Origin of the sequence: Marinobacter orientalis (assembly GCF_004792665.1) — a bacterium.
GTDB lineage: Bacteria > Pseudomonadota > Gammaproteobacteria > Pseudomonadales > Oleiphilaceae > Marinobacter > Marinobacter orientalis.
Genome location: NZ_SRZX01000001.1, coordinates 1667762 through 1688605 on the forward strand (window position 1 = coordinate 1667762; position 20844 = coordinate 1688605).

At 59.8% G+C, this 20844-nt stretch carries 18 protein-coding genes; 10 read left to right on the plus strand and 8 right to left on the minus strand.

The genetic code is table 11. The annotated features are described in order from the left end of the window. Nucleotides 1-93: 93 nt before the first annotated feature. The 6 genes from DIT72_RS07735 to DIT72_RS07760 form a co-directional block, all read right to left on the minus strand. On the minus strand, nucleotides 94-1332 hold the full coding sequence (locus DIT72_RS07735) for a heme biosynthesis HemY N-terminal domain-containing protein (protein ID WP_135954576.1): 1239 nt from the start codon (nucleotides 1330-1332) through the stop codon (nucleotides 94-96). After that, nucleotides 1329-2489: a uroporphyrinogen-III C-methyltransferase gene (locus DIT72_RS07740; protein WP_135954577.1), complete on the minus strand. Its 1161-nt coding sequence runs from the start codon at nucleotides 2487-2489 to the stop codon at nucleotides 1329-1331. The genes DIT72_RS07735 and DIT72_RS07740 overlap by 4 nt, the downstream gene beginning before the upstream one ends. Before the next feature lie 2 nt (nucleotides 2490-2491). After that, the gene (locus tag DIT72_RS07745) at nucleotides 2492-3304 is read right to left on the minus strand and encodes a uroporphyrinogen-III synthase (RefSeq protein ID WP_135954578.1); all 813 of its coding nucleotides are present in this window, start codon (nucleotides 3302-3304) and stop codon (nucleotides 2492-2494) included. Further along, nucleotides 3285-4226: a hydroxymethylbilane synthase gene (gene hemC / locus DIT72_RS07750; RefSeq protein WP_135954579.1), complete on the minus strand. Its 942-nt coding sequence runs from the start codon at nucleotides 4224-4226 to the stop codon at nucleotides 3285-3287. The genes DIT72_RS07745 and hemC overlap by 20 nt, the downstream gene beginning before the upstream one ends. Before the next feature lie 97 nt (nucleotides 4227-4323). After that, nucleotides 4324-5079 carry a LytR/AlgR family response regulator transcription factor gene (locus DIT72_RS07755; RefSeq protein WP_135954580.1) on the minus strand — a complete coding sequence of 252 codons (756 nt, stop codon included), beginning with the start codon at nucleotides 5077-5079 and terminating at the stop codon, nucleotides 4324-4326. Nucleotides 5080-5085: 6 nt separating this feature from the next. Then, entirely contained in the window at nucleotides 5086-6180 is a 1095-nt protein-coding gene (locus DIT72_RS07760) for a sensor histidine kinase (RefSeq protein WP_169449988.1), read from the minus strand. Between the two features lie 119 nt (nucleotides 6181-6299). Here DIT72_RS07760 and argH point away from each other — a divergent pair, with 119 nt between their 5' ends. The 8 genes from argH (at nucleotide 6300) to DIT72_RS07800 (ending at nucleotide 16469) form a co-directional block, all read left to right on the plus strand. Further along, nucleotides 6300-7697: an argininosuccinate lyase gene (argH, locus tag DIT72_RS07765; protein ID WP_135954581.1), complete on the plus strand. Its 1398-nt coding sequence runs from the start codon at nucleotides 6300-6302 to the stop codon at nucleotides 7695-7697. Then, nucleotides 7694-10546 carry a class I adenylate cyclase gene (locus DIT72_RS07770; RefSeq protein WP_135954582.1) on the plus strand — a complete coding sequence of 951 codons (2853 nt, stop codon included), beginning with the start codon at nucleotides 7694-7696 and terminating at the stop codon, nucleotides 10544-10546. The genes argH and DIT72_RS07770 overlap by 4 nt, the downstream gene beginning before the upstream one ends. Before the next feature lie 87 nt (nucleotides 10547-10633). Continuing rightward, the gene (gene lptM / locus DIT72_RS07775; RefSeq protein ID WP_135954583.1) at nucleotides 10634-10801 is read left to right on the plus strand and encodes an LPS translocon maturation chaperone LptM; all 168 of its coding nucleotides are present in this window, start codon (nucleotides 10634-10636) and stop codon (nucleotides 10799-10801) included. 38 nt (nucleotides 10802-10839) lie between these two features. Beyond that, complete coding sequence (gene lysA, locus DIT72_RS07780; RefSeq protein WP_135954584.1) at nucleotides 10840-12090, plus strand: diaminopimelate decarboxylase; 1251 nt, start codon at nucleotides 10840-10842, stop codon at nucleotides 12088-12090. Between the two features lie 14 nt (nucleotides 12091-12104). After that, nucleotides 12105-13070 (plus strand): diaminopimelate epimerase, encoded by a 966-nt coding sequence (dapF, locus tag DIT72_RS07785; protein ID WP_135954585.1) that lies wholly within the window; start codon nucleotides 12105-12107, stop codon nucleotides 13068-13070. Between the two features lie 16 nt (nucleotides 13071-13086). Further along, complete coding sequence (locus DIT72_RS07790; protein ID WP_135954586.1) at nucleotides 13087-13833, plus strand: DUF484 family protein; 747 nt, start codon at nucleotides 13087-13089, stop codon at nucleotides 13831-13833. A 2-nt stretch (nucleotides 13834-13835) separates the two neighbouring features. Next, nucleotides 13836-14783 carry a tyrosine recombinase XerC gene (gene xerC, locus DIT72_RS07795; protein ID WP_135954587.1) on the plus strand — a complete coding sequence of 316 codons (948 nt, stop codon included), beginning with the start codon at nucleotides 13836-13838 and terminating at the stop codon, nucleotides 14781-14783. Continuing rightward, nucleotides 14784-16469 carry a GGDEF domain-containing protein gene (locus DIT72_RS07800; protein ID WP_135954588.1) on the plus strand — a complete coding sequence of 562 codons (1686 nt, stop codon included), beginning with the start codon at nucleotides 14784-14786 and terminating at the stop codon, nucleotides 16467-16469. A 1-nt stretch (nucleotide 16470) separates the two neighbouring features. Here DIT72_RS07800 and DIT72_RS07805 read toward each other — a convergent pair whose 3' ends face one another. After that, nucleotides 16471-16704, minus strand: coding sequence for a DUF2789 domain-containing protein (locus DIT72_RS07805; RefSeq protein WP_135954589.1), 234 nt, complete (start codon nucleotides 16702-16704; stop codon nucleotides 16471-16473). A 131-nt stretch (nucleotides 16705-16835) separates the two neighbouring features. On the opposite strand from DIT72_RS07805, the gene DIT72_RS07810 reads away from it, so the two are divergent. Continuing rightward, nucleotides 16836-19634, plus strand: coding sequence for a transporter substrate-binding domain-containing protein (locus tag DIT72_RS07810; protein ID WP_407657957.1), 2799 nt, complete (start codon nucleotides 16836-16838; stop codon nucleotides 19632-19634). A gap of 7 nt (nucleotides 19635-19641) precedes the next feature. Here DIT72_RS07810 and DIT72_RS07815 read toward each other — a convergent pair whose 3' ends face one another. Continuing rightward, nucleotides 19642-20004, minus strand: a complete 363-nt coding sequence (locus DIT72_RS07815; RefSeq protein ID WP_135954590.1) for a hypothetical protein — start codon at nucleotides 20002-20004, stop codon at nucleotides 19642-19644. Nucleotides 20005-20222: 218 nt separating this feature from the next. Here DIT72_RS07815 and DIT72_RS07820 point away from each other — a divergent pair, with 218 nt between their 5' ends. After that, nucleotides 20223-20840, plus strand: coding sequence for a hypothetical protein (locus DIT72_RS07820; protein WP_135954591.1), 618 nt, complete (start codon nucleotides 20223-20225; stop codon nucleotides 20838-20840). Nucleotides 20841-20844 lie beyond the last annotated feature (4 nt).

Consider the following 20844-nt stretch of genomic DNA (forward strand, 5'->3'; position numbering starts at 1 on the left):
CTTCGCCTAATCCGACCTACATGCAGCATGGCGGGAGGGCCCGCGTAGGTCGGTTTTGGCGAAGCCGTAATCCGACAACCCAGGACGACCCAATCAAGCCTTCGGCATCGGCAAGTCCGGCAACCCGCTATCCCTGGCCAGCCCCTGCATCAACAGCTTCACACTGTTCTCCCTTTCACCCATATGGGCATTGAGGCGGCCAAGCTCCGCCATTGTTTCGCGGCTGCGGCGTAATCGAAGGCTTGTTTCGAAGTATTCCCGGGCTTTGCCCCAGAGTTCGTTGCGCAGGCTCAGGCGGCCCAGGGCCAGCAACAGTTCCGGGTTGTTGGGCCGGTCTTTGAGCCACTGTTCGGCGATCAGCAACTGCTCGTCCGGTTTCTGGCCTTTCACCCGACCGTACAGGTTGATCAGGTCATCACCCCAGTGATTGCGTAACACTTTCCTCAAAAGTGTTTCGGCCTGTGCTTCATCTCCCAGTCGAGCCAGCAGACGGGCATATTCGCGGATGGTGTGTTCGTCACGGCGCAGGAATCCGGGTAGTTCGTCCCATAGCCGCGTCAGTGGCTCCAGGGAGACAGAGTGGTCGTCGGACTGGCGCCGGCATTCCTCGGCGGCATTCTGCAGCAGGTTGTGCCATACCAACCGCTCCAGCTCAGCCAGCTCCTCACCCTCCATCAGGTTGCGTTTGCGGATCTCCGGCAACAGCCGGGAGAGTTCCCGCCAGTCTTCCAGGCGAACGTAGGTGTTCTTCAGCAGCTTGAGCACGAACGGGTGATGGGGGGCCTGCTTACGCAGCCGCAACAGTGTCGCCAGGGCCTGCTCCAGACGGTTGCCGGCCAGTTGCAGTTGGGCCTGGGTAATACCTACGGCCATGTCGGAGCCGGGGGTGCTTTCAAAGGCCTTGCGCAGCAGTTCGTCCACGGCTTCGTGATCGCCGGTTTCAAACGAGGCCTGGGCGGCAGCCAGATAGTTGATGAGCGGGGTGTCGGCGTGCTCCGCCGATGATGTGAGCAGCTTGCGCGCCCGCGGCCAGTTGCCCTCTGCCAGGGCCAGCAGGCCCTGGGTGGTGCGGCGGCGGGCGCGGCGTTCGCTGCTACGCGCGATCCAGCCGGCGACCATGCCGGTACCGTGGCGCAGACGGCGAAACAGATTGAGGGCCATCACGGAGCCCACGACCAGCAACACCAGCAGGGCCAGGCCGATCCAGAAATTGGTTTCAACCAGGTAGTTGCCCAGGCTGATACGGATGTAGCCGAGGTCGTATTGCAGCCCCATGGCAAGGGCGGTGCCCAGCGCCAGGGCGATGAGGATGATCAGCAAAATGCGGATCATGAGGCATCTCCCTGTTCGCCGTCGTTACCGGTTTCCCGGGTATTTCCCTCGCCGCGTTCACTGCTCTCACCACCCTCATCATCCGCACTGCTGTCCAGCCGTCCTGCCAGGCGGGACTTGAGCAGTTCCAGTGATCGGCTGATGTCCGGCAATTCCGGGTCAACATTCTTTTCCGACAGCTCTTCCAGGGTTCTGGAGAGGGCGATGATGCGGTCATTGCTGCTGTCATACCAGTTGTTGATGGCGTTGCTGGCTTTGGTGAGGGCCCGGGAATACAGCTCCTGATTGCCTCGTAGCACCGCCAGTTCGGCCTCTTCCAGCATTAGCTGGAGGTTGAGCCTCGCGTAGGCGCTCTGTTCGGGGGACAGCAGGGGTTTGACCGGCTCATCCAGCCTGCGGACCACGACCACCTGTGACAGTGTCTGCTTGACCTCCTGCCAGGCTTCGGCAACCAGCCCCTGTTCGGCATTGGCATTGTCCTGGCTGCCGCTGCCGGTGATAAACCCGGGTGCACGATCATGGACAAGGGCGCTGTCAGTTAGCTGGTGAATGCTGTCAATCGCCGCCTCCAGCTTCAGGTAGAGACCGGTTCTGTCGACCTCGGCCAGACCCTTGAGCGCGAGTATTTCTTTTGCCAGTTGCTGGCGTACCGGGTAAACGCCGATGTCGTCGGACTCTGCCAACACCTCGTCAGCCGATTCCAGTGCCGCCAGTGCGCCACGGATATCCTTTTCAATCATCAGACGCTGGTTGGCGATCCGCAGCAGGTATTCGGCTTCCGCCAGCAGCCAGTCGGTGCGGGTGCGGTTGCCGGCTTCCAGCAGTTCGCGGGCATTGTGATCAATCTGGCGTTGCTGGGTGGCAATGAGCTCACGCTGCTCCGACAGCCTGTCTTCCAGGGTCTGCAGTCGCTGGCTCTGTTCGTTGTCGGTCTGGCCGTACATGCGGTCCAGCTGCCGAGTGTCATTTTCCAGGCTGGCGATGGATTGCTGCAGGGTCTGGTAGTTATTCCAATGCTGCCAGCTCCACAGCGCCAGTGCGATCACCAGGGCAAGGGCCAGCAGGGTGAGGATCCAGAGGGGCCACAGCCGCTGCCGTGTTTGTTTTTGCTTTTCAATCGGGGCGGGCAGTTGTGCTTTTGATTCTGTCACGGGCATCCTTACTTGGTGTTTCCGGAGCCTCCGTCCAGGCTGGCAAGTTGCTCGGCAACTGCAGCCACAATCGTGCTATCGGCAAGGCTTCCTGGTATACACGTTCGCCGAAGGCCGGCCAGACGTGCTTGTTCGGCGATCCGCTCAACAGGGACAACCAGCAAAGTATCTTCAAGATTATGGCCGGTATTTTCACTTAGTGCGATGAGATTGTTCAATGTTTCTCCCGACAGTGTGACGATGGCCTCGGGAGAAAAGTCGTTGAGCATCGCTTTCAGTGTGGCTTCATCATAGTCGGGGCAGTATCGGCGATAAAGCGGCAATACGGTGACCCGTGCCCCCCGTTTCTCCAGAGTTTGCGGGATAAGCTCGCGGCCTTCCTGTCCCCGCACCACCAGCACCTTTTCATAGTCGGGATTGGCCAGTTCCGGCAACTGTAGCAAATCTTCGCTGGTATGACCGGTTTGCGGCTGTTGTGTGTTCAGGCCATGGCTGGCGAGTACCGCAGCGGTTCCGGCGCCAACGCCGTACCACCGGATGCCTGCAGGCGTCTGTGGCCACCAGGTGTCCAGCCATTCCAGCAACAGGCGGGCGGCATAGGGGCTGACGGCAATCACATGGGCAAACTCGTCCAGATTGAGAACGAGTGTGCGGGCAACGGGATTTTCCGGAAGAGGTTCCCGGGTAATAAGAGGCAGCACCCGCGCGTCCGCACCGGCGTCACAAAACACGGTGGCCAGGCGGTCGGCTTCGGGTTGTGGCCGGCAGATCAGGATCCGCCGGCCCTCGAGCGGCAGCGGGTCAGGTCGGAGTGTGGCCATAGATTTCAGCCAGCACCTTGTCTGCACCCAGGGCGAGCAGGTCCTCTGCCAGTTCGCGACCCAGGCGCTCGCCTTCGCTGCGGGGTGCACGGCCCTCTACCCGGAACACCTGGGTGCCGTCCACGGCACCAACAAGGCCGCGCAGCCAGAGCGTATCATCATCTTCCAGCAGCGCGTACGCGGCGATCGGCACCTGGCAGCCGCCCTGCAGGCGGCGGTTCAATGCCCGCTCCGCCTTTACACGGTCGGAGCTGTCCCGGTGGTCCAGGGGCTCCAGCATGCTGATCAGCTCGGCGTCGTCCAGCCGGCACTCGATGCCCAGTGCGCCCTGGCCAACGGCGGGCAGCGAGACGCTGTCCGGCAGGCAATAGCGGATGCGGTCATGAAAGCCCAGGCGCTTGAGCCCGGAGCTGGCCAGCACGATGGCGTTATAGTCGCCCGCATCCAGCTTCGCCAGGCGGGTGTTGACATTGCCCCGCAGGGTGCGGATTTCCAGGTCCGGCCGATAGGCACGAAGCTGGGCCTCGCGGCGCAGGCTGGCGGTACCCACGACGGCACCATGGGGCAGGGCGTCCACGTTTTCAAAATCGTTGCTGACGAAAGCATCGGTGGGATCTTCGCGCTCGCAGATGGCCACCAGCCCGAGCCCTTCTGGAAACTCCATGGGGACGTCCTTCATGGAGTGCACGGCCAGATCTGCACTGCCTGCCAGCATGGCTTCTTCCAGTTCCTTGACGAACAGGCCCTTGCCGCCAATCTTGGCCAGGGGTACATCAAGGATCTTGTCGCCCTGGGTTTTGATTTTGACCAGTTCGACCTCAACGTTGTCATGAAGCCGTTCCAGTTCGGATTTGATGAATTCCGCCTGCCACAGCGCCAGTGCGCTGCTGCGGGTTGCAATGCGAAGGGTTCGTTTTGCCATGGTACTCGTTGCCGGATCTGAAAAATGGTACGCCAAGGGTACCCTTTGTGGGGGCATTTGTGGAGCCAAATGTCCCCTCCCCGCCAAGGTTGGTGACTTACCCGGGGCGCTGTTGCTTCAGCCACTGCCGCACAGAAGCGGTATGCCTCCGGCTTACCGGCAGTCGGCCGTGGTTGTCCGTCAGGTCGATTGCGTTCTGGCCGTCACCGTTTCTCAGCAGGGCCTGGATAAATCGCACGCCTACCAGTGTATGGCGGTGTATCCTCAGCAGATGCTGTGGATAGGCATTTTCCAGCTCTTTAAGGGTGTAATCGGTGACAGTCTCGCCGCGGACGTGATGGATAGTGACGTATTTCTGGTCAGCCTCGCAGTACAGGATTCCGCGGATATCGATCAGTTCGGTGCCGCGATGGGTGCGTATGGCGAGTTGTTCCGGGGTGCCGATATCCTGCCCGGCCAGCGCCTGGAGCTGCACCCGGTTGACACGGCCAGCGCGCTTCAGCGCTTCCGCCAACGCTTCGCGGCGGACCGGCTTGAGCAGGTAGGCCACGGCATGCACATCGAATGCCTGTATGGCGTAATGGTCATAGGCGGTACAGAAAATAATGGCCGGCGGCGCCTCCAGTGCGGCAATTCTCTCGGCGGCTTCCATGCCATCCATGCCGGGCATGCGGATGTCCAGCAGCAGGATGTCGGGCCCCTGTTGCGCAATTTTTGTCAGCACTTCCTCACCGTCGGCGGCTTCACCGCAAACCTCGTAGGCTGGTAGTGCTTCCACCAGCCTGCGGATGCGTTCCCGGGCCAGGGGCTCATCATCAGCGATCAGTACGCTGCGGCTGTTTGCATCGGCCATACCTGCTTACGCGCTCCTTGTCAGGGGTCTGCCATTGCCACTGGCTTTTTGCCAGGGCAGCCTGATAGTGACGGTATATATATCATTCTGTTGGCTGTGTTTCAGCACTGCCGGTTCCCCAAAAAGGGCATGCAGGCGTGACTGGATGTTGGCCAGGGCCATGCGGTTGCCGTCATGACCGCCATGTTCCGCGGCCGGGCGCGGGTTCTGCACCATCAGGTAGACTGAGGGCCCGTTGCGATAGGCCTCGATCTTGACGGTGCCGCCGTTCGGGCGCGGCTGTACGCCGTGGTAGATGGCATTTTCCACCAGCGGCTGCAGCGTCAGCGGCGGAATGGCCTGCTGGTCGAGGCCGTCCTGGATATGCCAGTCCAGGGACAGCCGGTCCTCCAGGCGCAGCTTTTCGATCGCCAGGTAGCGCCGGCACAGGTCCAGCTCGTCCGCCAGTGCGATCAGCCGGTCACCGGTTCGCAGACTGGCGCGGAACAGTTCGGAAAGATCAAGCACTGCGTCTTCGGCCCGCTCCGGGTTCACTGCGATCAGGCTGGCAATGGTGTTCATGCTGTTAAACAGAAAGTGGGGGTGGATCCTTGCCTGCAGGGCGGTCAGCCGTGCCTGCATTTCCGATTCGCGCTGCTGCTGCCACTGGAACTGCAGGTAGAAATAGCGCAGCACCATCAGTGTGATCAGCAGGGCCAGTAACAGTTTCTTGGCTACCCCCTGCCAGGCCTCAACGCCGGGCCGGGGATGCAGCACACTGTCGGCGAACAGGCTGAAGGCCAGCACATCCAGCAATACGATGGCGACGATGACGGCGGTGGCACGGGGAACCGTCAGGCCGGACAACCAGCGCCGCAACAGGCAGATCAGTGCAGCGCTGGTAAGAACTGTCCATTGCACGAAGAGGGACAGCAAGCCGAAATAGTTCCAGTCAATCCAGTGGCTCTGGGCCTGAACGATTGATAGCACCAGGACCAGCAGTTCACTGGTGACCACCAGCATGAAGACGGCCCGCACCCGGCACAGGTCCGGGACATAGAAATCGGTGTCGTTCACTGCAGGTATCTGCACCCGGCGTTCCCTGTTGTGTTTTGCTGCCATTGAACCTGTTCCTGAATCAGAGAAGGGCAACTGTGTGCTATGGAATGCTATAATCCCGCGACATTCCACTTACCCATTCCCGCAGAATGATGCCGGGCTGTCAGCAGGAAAGATAGACCATGACAGATCAGAGCAAGAGTGCCGAAAAACCCTGGGGCGGTCGATTTACCGAACCCACCGATGCCTTCGTGGAACGCTTCACCGCATCCGTGGGCTTTGACCAGCGCCTGTACCACCACGACATTACCGGTTCCATTGCCCATGCCACCATGCTCGCGGAAGTGGGCGTGCTGACCATGGACGAGCGTGACACCATTATTGCAGGCCTTAAAGCGGTCAGGGCAGACATTGAGGCAGGCACGTTTGAGTGGTCCGTCAGCCTGGAAGATGTGCACATGAACATCGAGGCGCGGCTGACCGACCGCATCGGGATCACTGGCAAGAAGCTGCACACCGGTCGCAGCCGTAACGACCAGGTGGCTACCGATATCCGCCTGTACCTGCGTGATGAAATCGACGTCATTGCAGAAGAGCTCAGGCGGCTGCAGACCGGTCTGCTGGATCTGGCAGAGCGTGAGGCGGAGACCATCATGCCGGGGTTTACCCATCTGCAGACCGCCCAGCCGGTCACATTTGGCCATCATCTGCTGGCCTGGTACGAGATGCTGGTGCGGGATGCCGAGCGGCTACAGGACTGCCGCAAGCGGGTGAATGTGATGCCACTGGGCGCTGCCGCACTGGCCGGTACAACCTATCCGATTGATCGCAGCATTACCGCGAGGCTGCTGGGCTTTGACCGGCCCAGCGAGAATTCCCTGGACTCCGTCAGTGACCGGGATTTCGCCATTGAGTTCTGCAGTTTTGCCGCTCTGCTGATGACCCATCTTTCCCGGTTCAGCGAGGAACTGGTGCTATGGACCTCCGCCCAGTTCGATTTTATCGACCTGCCGGACCGTTTCTGCACCGGGTCATCCATCATGCCGCAGAAGAAAAACCCGGACGTACCAGAGCTGGTGCGTGGTAAGACCGGTCGCGTGAACGGTCATCTGATCAGCCTGCTGACCCTGATGAAGAGCCAGCCGCTGGCCTACAACAAAGACAACCAGGAGGACAAGGAGCCTCTGTTCGACACCGTCGATACCGTCAAAGGCTGCCTCAGGGCCTACGCCGACATGATCCCGGCGATCGAGGCCCGGGCGGACAATATGCGGGTGGCGGCCAAGCGGGGATTTTCAACCGCGACCGATCTGGCAGACTACCTGGTCAAGAAGGGCGTAGCCTTCCGTGATGCCCACGAGATCGTCGGCAAGGCGGTGGCCTTCGGTGTCGCCGAAGGCCGTGATCTGTCTGAAATGACCACCGACGAGCTGAAGCGTTTCTCCGATGTTATCGGCGAGGACGTGTTCGATGTGCTGACCCTGGAAGGTTCAGTGCAGGCCAGGGATCATCTGGGCGGCACCGCGCCGGCCCAGGTTCGCGCTGCCGTGGCGCGAGCCAGGAAAGCACACTTGCTGTGACGGTGCCTGCGGCTCCCATTGCCCTGGATTTCGATGAGGGTATCGACCGGAAAACGCTGCGTCGGCTGCGGGACCGGTTCGTGGCTGTCAATAAGCAACGCTGGGAGCGCGCCCGGTCTGCGCTGACCCATCGTCAGCAGGCCGTGCTGGAAGTTCTGCCGCTGGTGTTTCATCTCAACCATCCTGCGCTTCCCGGTTACCTCGACAGTGACTGCCCCTACGGACTGAGCCACTACCGGCCCACGGAACCGACGCTGAATGCGGCCAGGCGGTTGGCGCGCACGTTTTCCCTTAAAAACGAAGGGCGGCGGAAGCCCGATCTGGAAGCGCTGTTTCTGATGGGCAGTCCCGGTACGCTGGGCCACTCGGTGGCGAGCGACCTGGATGTCTGGTTGTGCCATCGCCCGGACCTGTCCGAGCGCGGAGTGCACTGTCTTGAGCGCAAGGCGGAGAGTCTTGCGGCCTGGGCAGCAACCCTGGGTGTGGAGCTACACGTATTTGTTTTTTGTGCCGCAGACTGGCGCGCGGGGCGCCAGCGTGCCGAGGTCACTGGCGAAAATTGCGGCAGTGCACAGCATTTTCTTCTTCTGGACGAGTTTTATCGCACCAGCATACATCTGGGCGGATGCTATCCGCTGTGGTGGCTGGTGCCGGTGGAAGACGAGGTCCGCTATGACGAGCGTGCCCGGCAGCTGATCGACTGCCGCTTTATCCGCGGTGATGAGTACATCGATTTCGGGCCGGCGTTGTCAATTCCGCAGGAAGAGTTTCTTGGCGCCGGTGTCTGGCAGTTGTACAAGGGCATTGATGCACCCTGGAAGTCCATTCTCAAACTGCTGCTGATCGAATGCTATGCCCGCGATGACAGTCAGCCACTGTTGTCCCGGGTCTTCAAGGCAGAGGTCTATGCCGGAGAAACCGATCCTGACCGGCTTGACCCCTACCTGTTGCTTTACCAACGTCTGGAGCAGTGGCTGCTGGAAGAGGATGCTCCCGAGCGTCTGGCACTGGTGCGACAAAGCCTTTATCTTAAAGCCGGGCTGCCGCTGACCCGCTCTGCCCAGCTGGTTGCCAACTGGCGAACCTGCCTGTTGCAGACGCTGGTGGATGCCTGGGGCTGGTCGGCGGCTGAAATCGAGAATCTGGATAACCGCAGCCGCTGGCGTGCGGAGGAGGTGGTTACTCTGCGCCGGTCGGTGGTGGCAGAGCTTACCCACAGTTACCGCCTGCTGTCCCGGCTGGCCCGGGAGCATGGCAGCCGTGCTGCCATCCGCAGTAACGACATGAACCTGTTGGGTCGAAAGCTGTATGCCGCCTTCCAGCGCAAGGCGGGTAAAATTGAACAGATCAATCCCGGGCTGGCGCCCTCTCTGGCGGAAGAGAACCTGGCCTTTCATCACCAGTCCGGGCAGGGCGGAATGGCCGGCCATGAGGGCTGGTTGTTGTATCGGGATCTCGAAGACCCCTCCGATGCATTCTGGCAACCGGTGATCCGCCGTTCCGGAAACCTGGCCGAGCTGATGGTCTGGTGCTACTGCAACGGCCTGCTGAGCCGATCGACCCGCCTGAATGTGCGGGCTGGCAACAGCACGGCGTCGGTGGCGGAGTTGCGGGAAATGCTGGATGCTCTGGCTGGGTTTCTGCCCTCTCCTGTGGAGCCAGCCAGCCGGGAGGCACTGTCGCGGGGGGTGTATCCACTGCGTAATCTGCTGTTTGTCAATGTGGGTCTGGACCCGCAGGCCCGCCTGACCGAGCGTGGGCTACACAAACTCAGTGCCCGCCACGATTCGCTGGGCTTCAGCGGCGGCCGTGAAAACCTGGTGAACACCATCGACCAGGTCACTTTCAACAGCTGGCATGAGGTCAGTCTGCAGCATTATGCGGCTGGCGACACCCTCATCCAGTGCCTGAAAAATGTGCTGGCATCGGTGGCAGGAGCGCCGGGGCGGTTGCCGGATATCATGGTCCACAGCCATAACAAGGGCCACGGCGCCGCAATAGCCCGCAGGGTGCGGGAGCTCTTTACCGATGTCATGCGCCACTACTTTGCCGGTGGCACGGGGCCGCATCCGCTGCGTTATGTCATCGAGATGGACCGCCGGTTTTTTGTGCTGCGATTCAGCGGGCCCGAGCCGGGATTTGTTGCCCTGGACAGCAATGAAGCGCTGATGGACTACCTGGCCAAGCCCCAGGAGTCCTATGTTCCGGTGGTGTTCGACCGTTATGCCCTGCTGGATGACCTGCCGTTGCGAACGGTCTGCCACGCCAGCGAACCGGGCAATATCCAGGTATTCTACCGGGTAAGCGGTGACCGGGCCCGGGTGTGGGTGGTGGATGAACTGGGCTCGGTATTCTCCTGGCAGCAGGACTATGTCAATCGCCGCTATTTGCTGGTGCCACTGCTGCGGTTTCTCGAGAATCTGACCGAACGACGTCAGCTGAGGCAACTGGATGCGGTAGCGGATATCGGCGCAATCCAGTGCTATGAAATGACGCTCCGGCACGGCCAATGGTGTGCCGAGCGGCGCTCCGATGCCGACAGCAATGTGCCTCTGCCAGGGTTTGAAGTACAGGCGATCGGCATTCAGGAAGGCGACGCCCGGGTCCGTTTCGATATTTTCTGCGGTGACCAGGAATTCACCGTGCAGGAATACGGCAACCGGCTGATTCCGGCGGTGGCCCATTATATCCGCTCCCAGCGCCACAGTCCGGAGCCGTATCCGGTCTATCTGACCGACATTCATTTGCCTCACGATCTGGATCCCCAGGTCTACCAGCAGGACATTCAGACGATTCAATACCTCTATTACCGGTCACAACTGGAAAATGCCCTGAACCGCCATCTCTGACGCTCCCAATCAGTGTCTGGGACGTCTCGCCGGGCATGGTTCCACTCAGGTATACTGCATGCATACAGATAACAGGGGCAGTTACCCATGAAACCAGGACAGACAATCGTGTTCATGCTGGTGATGGTCGGGTTTATTGCGGGTTGTGGTCAGAAGGGGCCGTTGTATCGGGAGATACCCCCGGATGACGACAGGGCCTCTGAACAGGCCAGCGATAGCGAGCAGGGCCGGAACGAAGATGCCGGCGACCGCTAGGCCCGGCCTGGCGCCCCGCCAACAGAATCAGGATTTACATGGATCACTTTAATTACCGTGACGGCGAGTTGTACGCCGAGGACGTGCCGGTTGCCACTATTGCCGAACGTTTCGGTACACCGGCCTATGTGTATTCCCGCGCCACTCTGGAGCGTCATTATCACGCCTATGACGATGCCCTGGCCGGTCGCCCACATCTGGTCTGCTACGCCGTAAAGGCCAACAGTAATCTCGCAGTACTGAATGTGCTGGCGCGTCTCGGCGCGGGCTTCGATATCGTTTCTGCGGGGGAACTGGAGCGGGTGATTCGCGCTGGCGGTGATCCGGGAAAAACTGTTTTCTCGGGAGTCGGCAAGCAGCGCTGGGAAATGCGTCGGGCCCTGGAAGCCGGGGTTCGCTGCTTCAATGTGGAATCCGATACCGAGCTGGACCGGCTCAATGAAGTGGCTGGGGAGCTGGGCGTGAAGGCGCCTGTTTCCCTGCGGGTAAATCCCGATGTGGACGCAGGTACGCACCCCTATATCTCCACGGGGCTGAAAGAGAACAAGTTTGGCATCGACATTGGCGAAGCCCCCGGCGTTTACGAGCGGGCTGCTTCCATGCCCAACCTGGTCATAAATGGCGTGGATTGCCATATCGGTTCCCAGTTGACATCGGTAATGCCCTTTCTGGACGCCCTGGATCGGGTGCTGGTACTGATCGATACCCTGGCGGACAAGAACATTGTCATTCAGCACCTGGATATGGGTGGCGGCCTGGGTGTCACCTACGACCGGGAACAGCCACCGCAGCCGTCGGACTATGTCACGGCGCTGGCTGAACGTCTCGGCGACCGTAAACTGGAACTGATCCTGGAGCCGGGACGCTCCATTGCGGCCAATGCCGGTATTCTGTTGACGCGGGTAGAATTCCTCAAGTGCACGCAGCACCGCAATTTCGCCATCATTGACGCGGCGATGAATGATCTGATCCGGCCCGCACTCTACAGTGCCTGGCAGTCGATCATACCGGTGACGCCCCACAATGAGGGAGAGGAAAAAGCCTGGGATCTGGTGGGCCCGGTGTGCGAAACCGGTGATTTCCTCGGCAAAGACCGCAAACTTCGACTTCAGGCCGGGGATCTGCTGGCGGTCCGTTCCGCTGGCGCCTATGGTTTTGTCATGAGCTCCAACTACAATACGCGCAATCGCCCACCGGAACTGATGGTGGATGGCGACCAGATGCATGTTGTGCGCCGTCGGGAAACCCTCGAAGAGCAGCTTGGTCCTGAAAGCTGTTTGCCGGAATGAGTGAGGATGATGGTATGAATCAGCCTCGGCGCGGGCAGGGACCCATGTTGAATTTCACCAAGATGCACGGTCTGGGGAACGACTTCATGGTGGTGGATGCCATCAGCCAGCCGTTCCGCCTGCGCCCGGAAATGATCCGTGAGCTTGCCGACCGGCATTTCGGCATCGGCTTCGACCAACTGTTGGTGGTAGAGCCACCGGGACTGCCCGACGTGGATTTCCGTTACCGGATATTCAACAGCGACGGCTCGGAAGTGGAACAGTGCGGTAATGGCGCCCGCTGTTTTGCGCGCTTTGTCCGCGACCAGCGCCTGACCAACAAGAAGGTGATCCGGGTACAGACCGCCAAGGGCGTGATCGAGCTCAGGGTTGGTCGTGGCGGTATGGTAACCGTGGACATGGGTGTGCCAGAGCTGAATCCGCCCGCCATCCCTTTTGCAGCTGACCGCCGCAAGGAGGTTTACACCGTGGAAGTGGGCGACGAAACCGTGGAACTCAGCGCAGTATCCATGGGTAATCCCCACGGGGTGCTGGTGGTGGACAATGTCGACACCGCACCGGTGGCTGAGCTTGGCCCCCGGCTTGAAAATCATCCCCGCTTCCCGGCTCGCGCCAATATCGGATTTTTGCAGATTGTTGATCGTACCCACGTGCGGCTGAGAGTATTCGAGCGCGGCTCCGGTGAGACCATGGCCTGTGGCAGCGGTGCCTGTGCGGCCGTTGTCGCGGGTTGTCTGCGCGGCTTGCTGGACAGTCGTGTGGATGTCGAGCTCAGTGGAGGGCACCTGGTCATCGAATGGCAGGGTGAAGGGTCCCCTGTTATGATGGAGGGCCCCACAGCCAGCGTCTTTGAAGGTCAGCTTCGTCTGCCGGGAGACCAGCCCCCGCGGCGTCGGAAAAATACACGGCAGGGCGATACACGGCCGGGACAACAGCGGCAGCAGAATCGCCATCGCCAGCCAGTTATATCAAAGCCCTGACGATCAGGAGAGCAGCATGACAGACGAAACGGCCCACAAGAAGGCCGGAGAGTTCACCGCGGAAGCCGTCGCAGACTATCTGCGTGACAACCCCGACTTCTTCGTTGAACAGGATGAACTTCTGCGCAGCCTGACGCTGCCCCACGACAGCGGCCGCGCGATATCGCTGGTGGAACGTCAGGTACACCTGTTTCGTGAACAACGCGATACCCTGCGTCGCGAGCTGGTTGAGCTGGTCTCCATTGCCCGTCACAACGACCGTCTGTTCGAGAAAAGCAAACGGCTGCTGATGCAGGTGATCGAAGCCCGCAACCTGAATGACATGGCGGCCGCCATTGATGACAGTATCCGTGGCGACTTCGGCCTGGATGCGGCATCTGTCATTCTGTTCACCGATTCCGAGTTACCAACGGCGGCGCAGGGAGCCCTGCACGTGGTCGCACCGGAAGTGGCAAAAGCGCGGCTCGGAGGTTTGCTGGAAGGCGATCGCGCCGTCTGCGGCCAGTTCCGGGAAAGCGAGCGCAGCTTCCTGTTTCCTGATCGGGAAGAGCCTATTGCATCGGTGGCCCTGGTGCCATTGCGACACGATGAGCTGGTTGGTGTGTTTGCGGTTGGCAGCTGTCAAACCGGGTATTTCGACCAGAGCATGGGCTCTCTGTTCCTGACCTATATCAGCGATACCCTCAGCCGGCTGTTGCCCCCCATCCTGCAACGGCATACTGCTGCGGTGCCGGTAACCAACGCGGTGGCGGAGTCTCGCTGAGCATGGCCGAGACCGCTTCTGAAACAGGCATGCTTGCCGCGTTCTCAGAATCGCTGGATGGATTTCTGGGTTATCTGGCATCGGAAAAGCGCCACTCCCCGCGTACTTGCCGTAATTATCGCGACGACCTCAGGCGTTTCCTTGCCTGGGTTGAGCAGCTCCCGGCTCCCGATTGGCGCGCTGTTACCAGCCACGACCTGCGGCGTTATGTAGCCCAGCTTAGCCGCGAAGGGCTTGGCGGGCGCAGTATTGCCCGCCATCTGTCCGCGATACGTCGTTTTTATGAATACCTCTTGCGGGAACATCTGGCCACTGACAATCCCGCCCTTGATATCCGCGCCCCGAAGTCCGGAAGGCGGCTGCCCAAAGTAGCGGACGTGGACCAGCTCAACCACCTGCTTGATGCCTCCCCTGAGGATCCGCTGGAAATCCGCGACCTCAGTATGTTTGAACTGATGTATTCCTCGGGGCTGCGATTGTCGGAACTTGCCGGCCTGAATCTGCACGCGGTGGACCAGCGTGGCGGTGAAGTCCGGGTGCTTGGCAAGGGTAGCAAGGAACGAATTCTTCCGGTGGGTCGCAAGGCGCTTGAGGCGCTCGCCTGCTGGCTTGAGGTTCGACAAACAATGGCTGCGGAGTCGGAAAGCGCCCTGTATGTGAGCCGACGTGGAGACCGGCTCAGCACCCGCAGCATCCAGTCACGGCTCAGTCGCTGGGGCCTGGCCAAAGGGGCTGACCAGCGGTTGCACCCTCATCTTTTGCGGCACTCCTTTGCCAGTCATATGCTGGAATCCAGCGGCGACTTGCGGGCGGTGCAGGAACTGCTGGGTCACGCGGACATAGCGACGACACAGATCTATACCCATCTTGATTTCCAGCATCTGGCAAAGGTATACGACCAGAGCCATCCCCGCGCCCGCCGTGGCTACAAGAAAGGCAGAGAAAACTAAATGTCATCGGAGTCAGCCTGGAAGGACAAGTACCTGAAGGCGCTTGAATCGTCAGAGGAGTTCGAGTCCCGGTGGGACCGCGAGAGGAATCAGCTCGAGCGCATGCTGGTTCGGACAAGTCTGGCTGCAGAAGGACAGGATCCGCAACTGGACGGTTTACTTGCCCAGCTGCGCGGCGAACTGCGTAAAGGTTCTCCGGATTCCGGGAGCTGGCAAAAACTGCAGGACCGGATTGATCGCCAGGTGTCGGCCCTCGATGAACAGAAAGCCGAAACTGCCCGCCGGATCAGGGCGACCCTTGAACATCTGTTGACCGCGCTTTCCTCACATTCCCTGTTTGCCGGCGATAAGGATCGGCTTCGGGGCCTGGAAAAGCGACTCCGTAAGCCAGAAACGCTGCAGTTGTCTTTTACCGGCTGGCTGTCTGACTTCGCGGGAATTCTGGAAAGCGGGCTTGCCCAAAGCGGGGATCAGGGGGGCCGGCCCGGTGTATTTGGCAGGCTGTTTGGCTCCAGGGAGCCCCCGCCCGCTGCGCCGGTGGTTGCCGCCAGCGGTGAGTCTGTGCCGCCGGCCCGGGACAGCACGGAACTGGACCAGGGCGAGACCGAAGATGCCAGCCAGCGCCTGAGAATTGCCCGGCGGGTTGGCGACCTGCTCGGACACATGCTGGGTCAGGTAGCTCTGGAGCCTGCCTCCGAGGCCAGAGCCAGGCGGCTGCAGGAGTTACTCCTGAACAGCGATAACTGGGATGAACTGCGGGAAGGGCTGAATGGTGTTGCGGAGCTTGTGATAGCCGCAGTTACCCGAAGCCAGCGGGAGTTCGAAGAGTTTCTGCGCCGCCTGGATGAGCGGCTGGAGTCATTACGCCAGTGTTTTTCCGATCAGACCGCGGCCCAGGCAGGTCGCCTGAATGCGTCTGAGGCGCTGGATCGTGAGATCCGCAACGAGTTGCAGACATTGGGCGCGCAGGTTGAGTCCAGCGCGGATTTCGGCCAGTTGAAGATGTCTGTGGGGCGGCACCTGCAGTCGATCGGTGGTGCAGTGGAGCGCTTCCGTAGCCAGGAGTCAGAGCGTGAGAAGAACCTGTCGCAACAGCTTGAGTTGATGCACGAAAAACTGGCGACGATGGAAGCGCATGCGGAACAGGTCCGCGACGAGCTCGCTGAAGAACGCCAAAGAGCCCTCAGGGATGTTCTTACCCAGTTGCCTAATCGGGAAGCCTGGCAGGAGCGCCTTGCGTTCGAATACCAACGCTGGCGACGGTACCGTCATCCGTTGACAATCGGCGTACTCGATATTGATTATTTCAAGCGCGTAAACGACTCCTACGGTCACAAGGCGGGAGACCGTGTCCTGCAACTGGTGGCGAAGGCGCTGGCCGAACGCCTGAGGACAACGGATTTTATTGCCCGTTTTGGTGGCGAGGAGTTTGTCATTCTGCTGCCCGAGACAGCACCGGACATCGCAAAGCCGGTCCTTGATAACATGCGCAAGCACGTTGCCTCATTGCCGTTCCATTTCCGGGGGGACCCGGTGTCTGTAACTTTTTCCGCCGGGCTTGCGCAGTTTGTGGACGGTGATGATGACGATGCGGTTTTCGACCGCGCAGACAAGGCACTGTACCTGGCCAAGGATTCGGGGCGTGACCGGGTGATAGTCAGCGGGCCTGAGCCCGCCGGGGGCTGAATCAGTGCCGCATCAGTGCGTCCAGTTCGTCAATGATTTCCGCCCAGTCCGAGTCCTCTTCCAGGCCTTCCTCCAGGAAACGGGACTGGCTTTCAGACCAGAAGGGCGCATCCTGCAGAGCAATTTCCGAAGGAAGGGGTGAGTGTTTCGCAATGAAATCCTCGATGCTCTGCGTGTCAGAAGGCAGACCCAACTGTTCAAACAGGGCGCTGAACGTATGCTTGCTGGTATCCATCGTACTGGTTCTCCCGGGTTCGTCGTTGAATGTTTATCCGGTTACGGTAAAACGGGTAACCCGCTGAATGCAATCAGAAGAATTTACAGGTATGGTTCCTTGAACTGTAGCCAAACCGGTGAGGATATCCAGTGAGGGTCGCCTTTTATTTTCTGTTGGTGGTCACCTGCCTTCTGGTCTCCGGTGTGTCCGGCGCAGAGCCTCCGCAGCCATCGCCTGCGCCGGTTCTGGGTAACGAGGACCTGCAATGGCTGGAGGATCGTGACGCCTTCCGCATCGGTGTCCGTGCCGGTCAGGTTCCCCTGGCATTCGATACCGGAGAGGGAGAGCTGGCAGGTATTTATATCGATTATCTCGACCGGATATCGGACAAACTGGATGTGCCGGTTGAACCGGTTGCCGGCGACGAGGAGCAGTTGGATGAATGGCTGAGCGAGGGCAGGCTCGATGCCAGACTGACCACTCGCCTGGCCCGTCGGCCAGTTCCATCGGATGTGGCGGTATCGTCGCCACTTATGAGTCTCACCTACGGCATTTTTGTCAGTTCCGGGAACGCCGGCATTCGCAGGCTATCGGATCTCGAGGGTGCGCGGATAGCCCTGATTACAGACGATCCCAATCAGTTTGCACTGCTGGATCCGGTGGACAATCTCTCGCCGGTGCCGGTAGCCACTATCAGTGAAGCGGTCAGTATGCTTCTGTCTGGCCAGGCTGATGCTTTCCTGGGGCCGGTTCCGGTGGTTTCCGATTATCTGCAGTCTGCCATGGTGAACGGCGTGGGGATGGCAACGCTGCTGAACCATCAATCGGTGGACGTGGTGCTTGAAGTCACGGCGGGTGAAGACCGGGTTTACCGGGTCCTCAATCAGGCCGTTCTGGCGATTGACCATAATGAGCACCGGGCCATTCGCCAGTCATGGTTGCAAACTGAGCTGCCGGAGCAGGACCCGTCGGCCATTTCCCTCTCTGCCAGCGAAAGCGAATTTCTCAGGCGTAATTCGGGGCTGAAGATGGCTTTCCGACCCGACTGGCCGCCATTCGAGTTCATCCAGGACGGCCAGCCTACCGGACTGGTTCCGGATCTGGTCAGCCGCCTGGAAGAACAGCTCAATATCCGCTTCGATCGTGAGATTCTGTCTGACAGTGCCGATGCCGAGACGGCACTGCGTTCCGGTGAGGTAGATATCCTGCCTGCACTTTCCCGCACGCCACAGGTGCAGGACGAGTTTCTTTTCAGCCGCGCTTACCTGACGGTGCCCATCGCGCTGGCCATTCGCGACGACGGCCGCTTTATTGGTGAATTGCGCGAACTGAGAGACGAGCGGGTGGGTGTGGTGAACCGTCAGGCCGGACACGATTATCTGCTGATCAATCATCCTGATCTTGATCTCTATCCGGTGACGTCCATTGAAGAGGGGCTGCTGGCATTATCCAATGGAGATCTTGATGTGATGGTGACCCACATTCCAGCGGTTAGCTATACCGTGGCCCGTCTGGGGCTGTCCAACCTCAGAATCACCAGCATTACTCCCTATCAGTACGACCTGAGGTTCGCCGTCAGCACCGATAGGCCGGAACTCCAGCGCATACTCAACAAGGCCCTGAGCAGCCTGGAGGCCTCCGAAACCGAGTCGATCTATAACCGCTGGATTCACCTGGATATTGAACAGGAGACAGACTACACCGTCGTGCGTCGCATTGTGCTCATTGCTGTTGTGGTGGTGCTGATCTTCCTGTATTGGAACCGCAAGCTGTCGCGGGAGGTGGACGAGAGAATACGGTCGGAAAATGCATTGCGCAGAAGTGAAGACGAACTGCGGGCGGCAAAACTGGAGGCGGAACGCCTGGCCCGTGAAGCGGAAGCGGCCAGCCTGACCAAAAGCGAGTTCCTGGCCAATATGTCCCATGAAATCCGCACCCCGATGAATGCGGTGATTGGTTACAGTGACCTGCTCAGCAACACCGTCAGGGATCCGCAGCAACGGAATTATCTGGATGCTATCCGTGCCGGCAGTCGCAGTCTGTTGATGCTGATCAATGATATTCTTGACCTTTCCCGTATTGAGGCTGGCAAGATGCGGCTGGATTATTCGGCGGTTTCTGTGCGCCGTCTGCTGAGTGATGTACGGCATATATTTGATCTGCGGGCGACGGAGCAGGGTATTTCACTTGAGGTCAGCGTTGATTCCAAAATGCCGGCGGCGATGATGCTGGACGAAACCCGGTTGCGCCAGGTGCTGTTCAATCTTGTCGGCAATGCCATCAAGTTTACCCACGAAGGTGGTGTGACGGTCCGTGCCACAGCCACACCCCACAAACCCACGGCTGGAGAGCCCGCTGTCGATGGCGATACCGGAAGGCGCAGGTGGTACCGGCTGGTGGTGACGGTTGCGGACACCGGTATTGGTATACCCCCGGACCAACAGGAGCAGATTTTCGAGGCGTTTGAACAACAGGAAAGGCAGAATAGCCGCCGTTACGGGGGCACCGGCCTGGGTCTTGCCATCAGCCGCAAGCTGGTACGAATGATGGGGGGCGAACTGACCCTTGAGAGTGAACCCGGCTCCGGGTCTACCTTTACGGTCAGCCTGCCGCGGGTGGAGGTGACCGCAGAACAGGCGGAGGAAGAGGGACCTCCCGAAGAGTCAGAACGGCTGCTGGCCCAGACTCTGAGCATGCAGGAGCGTGGCTGGCTGCGTCAGCAACTTGCCAGGGACTTCGGAAACGAATGGGAAACCGTGCGGGAAAGCGGCGACCCGGAACAGATGAAGGATTTTGCGATGCGCTTGCTGGAGTGGGGCAAACGCTTCCGTTCGCCCTCGGTTACCCGCTATGGCGAGAAACTGCTGGCGGATGTCGAAGCTTTCAATCTGGACGCCGTCAACAGTGCTCTGGATGCGTTTCCACGCTTACTGGGCAGGGATCAGTAGGTCAGCCTCAGAGGCAGTCGTACTGGGACTGACGGTCAAAGGCGACGGAGACCATGTCATAACCGGAATCGGACAGGGACTGGATCAGTTCCCTGTCTTTCAGCAGCGCCATGCAGACCTTGTGGACACTGGCCTGTAACTGGTCCCCGGCAGAGTCGGATCTGAAGCGGAAATCTACTACCAGGTACTTGCGCTCAATATGGGAGGTAGTGGGTATATCTTCCCGTTCAACGCTTTCATAGCCGATGTAGGTGGCTTGCTGGTCGGGGAAGATACCGCTTAGCAGCAGGTCCAGGTTGCCGGCTGTCACAGGCTGGGAAGCCATTGCCAGCAGCAGGATAAAAGTGCCGGTGATGCTTCTGATGGTCATGGAACCACTCCTGTGATGCGAATCTGCAAAGGTTCGTAAACATATGTAACGTTTGGTTACTGATCATTATCGCAGAGTATTCTCTGTTTTGCGTGATTCATACAGACATTTTTCAATTGTTTGCAGTTGGCAGTAAAACCGGCATACGACAGCCGGTTTCCGGAGCCCGCCAGGATCAACTATCATGATTAAAAACCGATGCAGCCAGAGGCAGGATCATGTTCCAGCTCGTTTTCAAAGGTGAATGTACGCCGGGGACAGACCCGGCGACAGCCCGAAATAATGCAAAAACCCTCTTCAAAGCCACGGTAGAACAGGTTGACCGGATGTTCAGCGGCCAGCCAGTGGTTATCCGTAACAAACTGGAAGAGGAGCAGGCGGAGAAATACCGTATGGTGTTGAAGAAACATGGCATGGTGGCCTACGTGCGGCCAATGGACGCTGCAACGCAGCCTTCCCGCCCGGCGGCAGCCGGCGAGCCCCGGGCAAAGTCTCAGCCTTCCCCGCCAGCCCCACCGCAACAGGCCGAACCGGAGCGGGCTTCTGCTGCCGGCAAGCCGGCCACGTCTGTTGCCGTTGAGCCTGGTGATCGCTTGCCGGTGGCAGGTGAGAAGGTTGACACGATTCTGTCCGGGTCCGGGTTGAGTCTCGATCCGGTCGGCGTCACCCTTGAGGAACACAGGGAAGCCCGAGCCCCGATGTTCCAGCATCTGGAAGACTGGACACTGGCACCGCCCGGTACCGAACTTGGTGTCAAGCGGGATATCCCGCCACCGGTTGTACCCGACGTCTCCCACCTGTCGCTGGCAGACGAAGACCGCACAGACAATCAATAATATT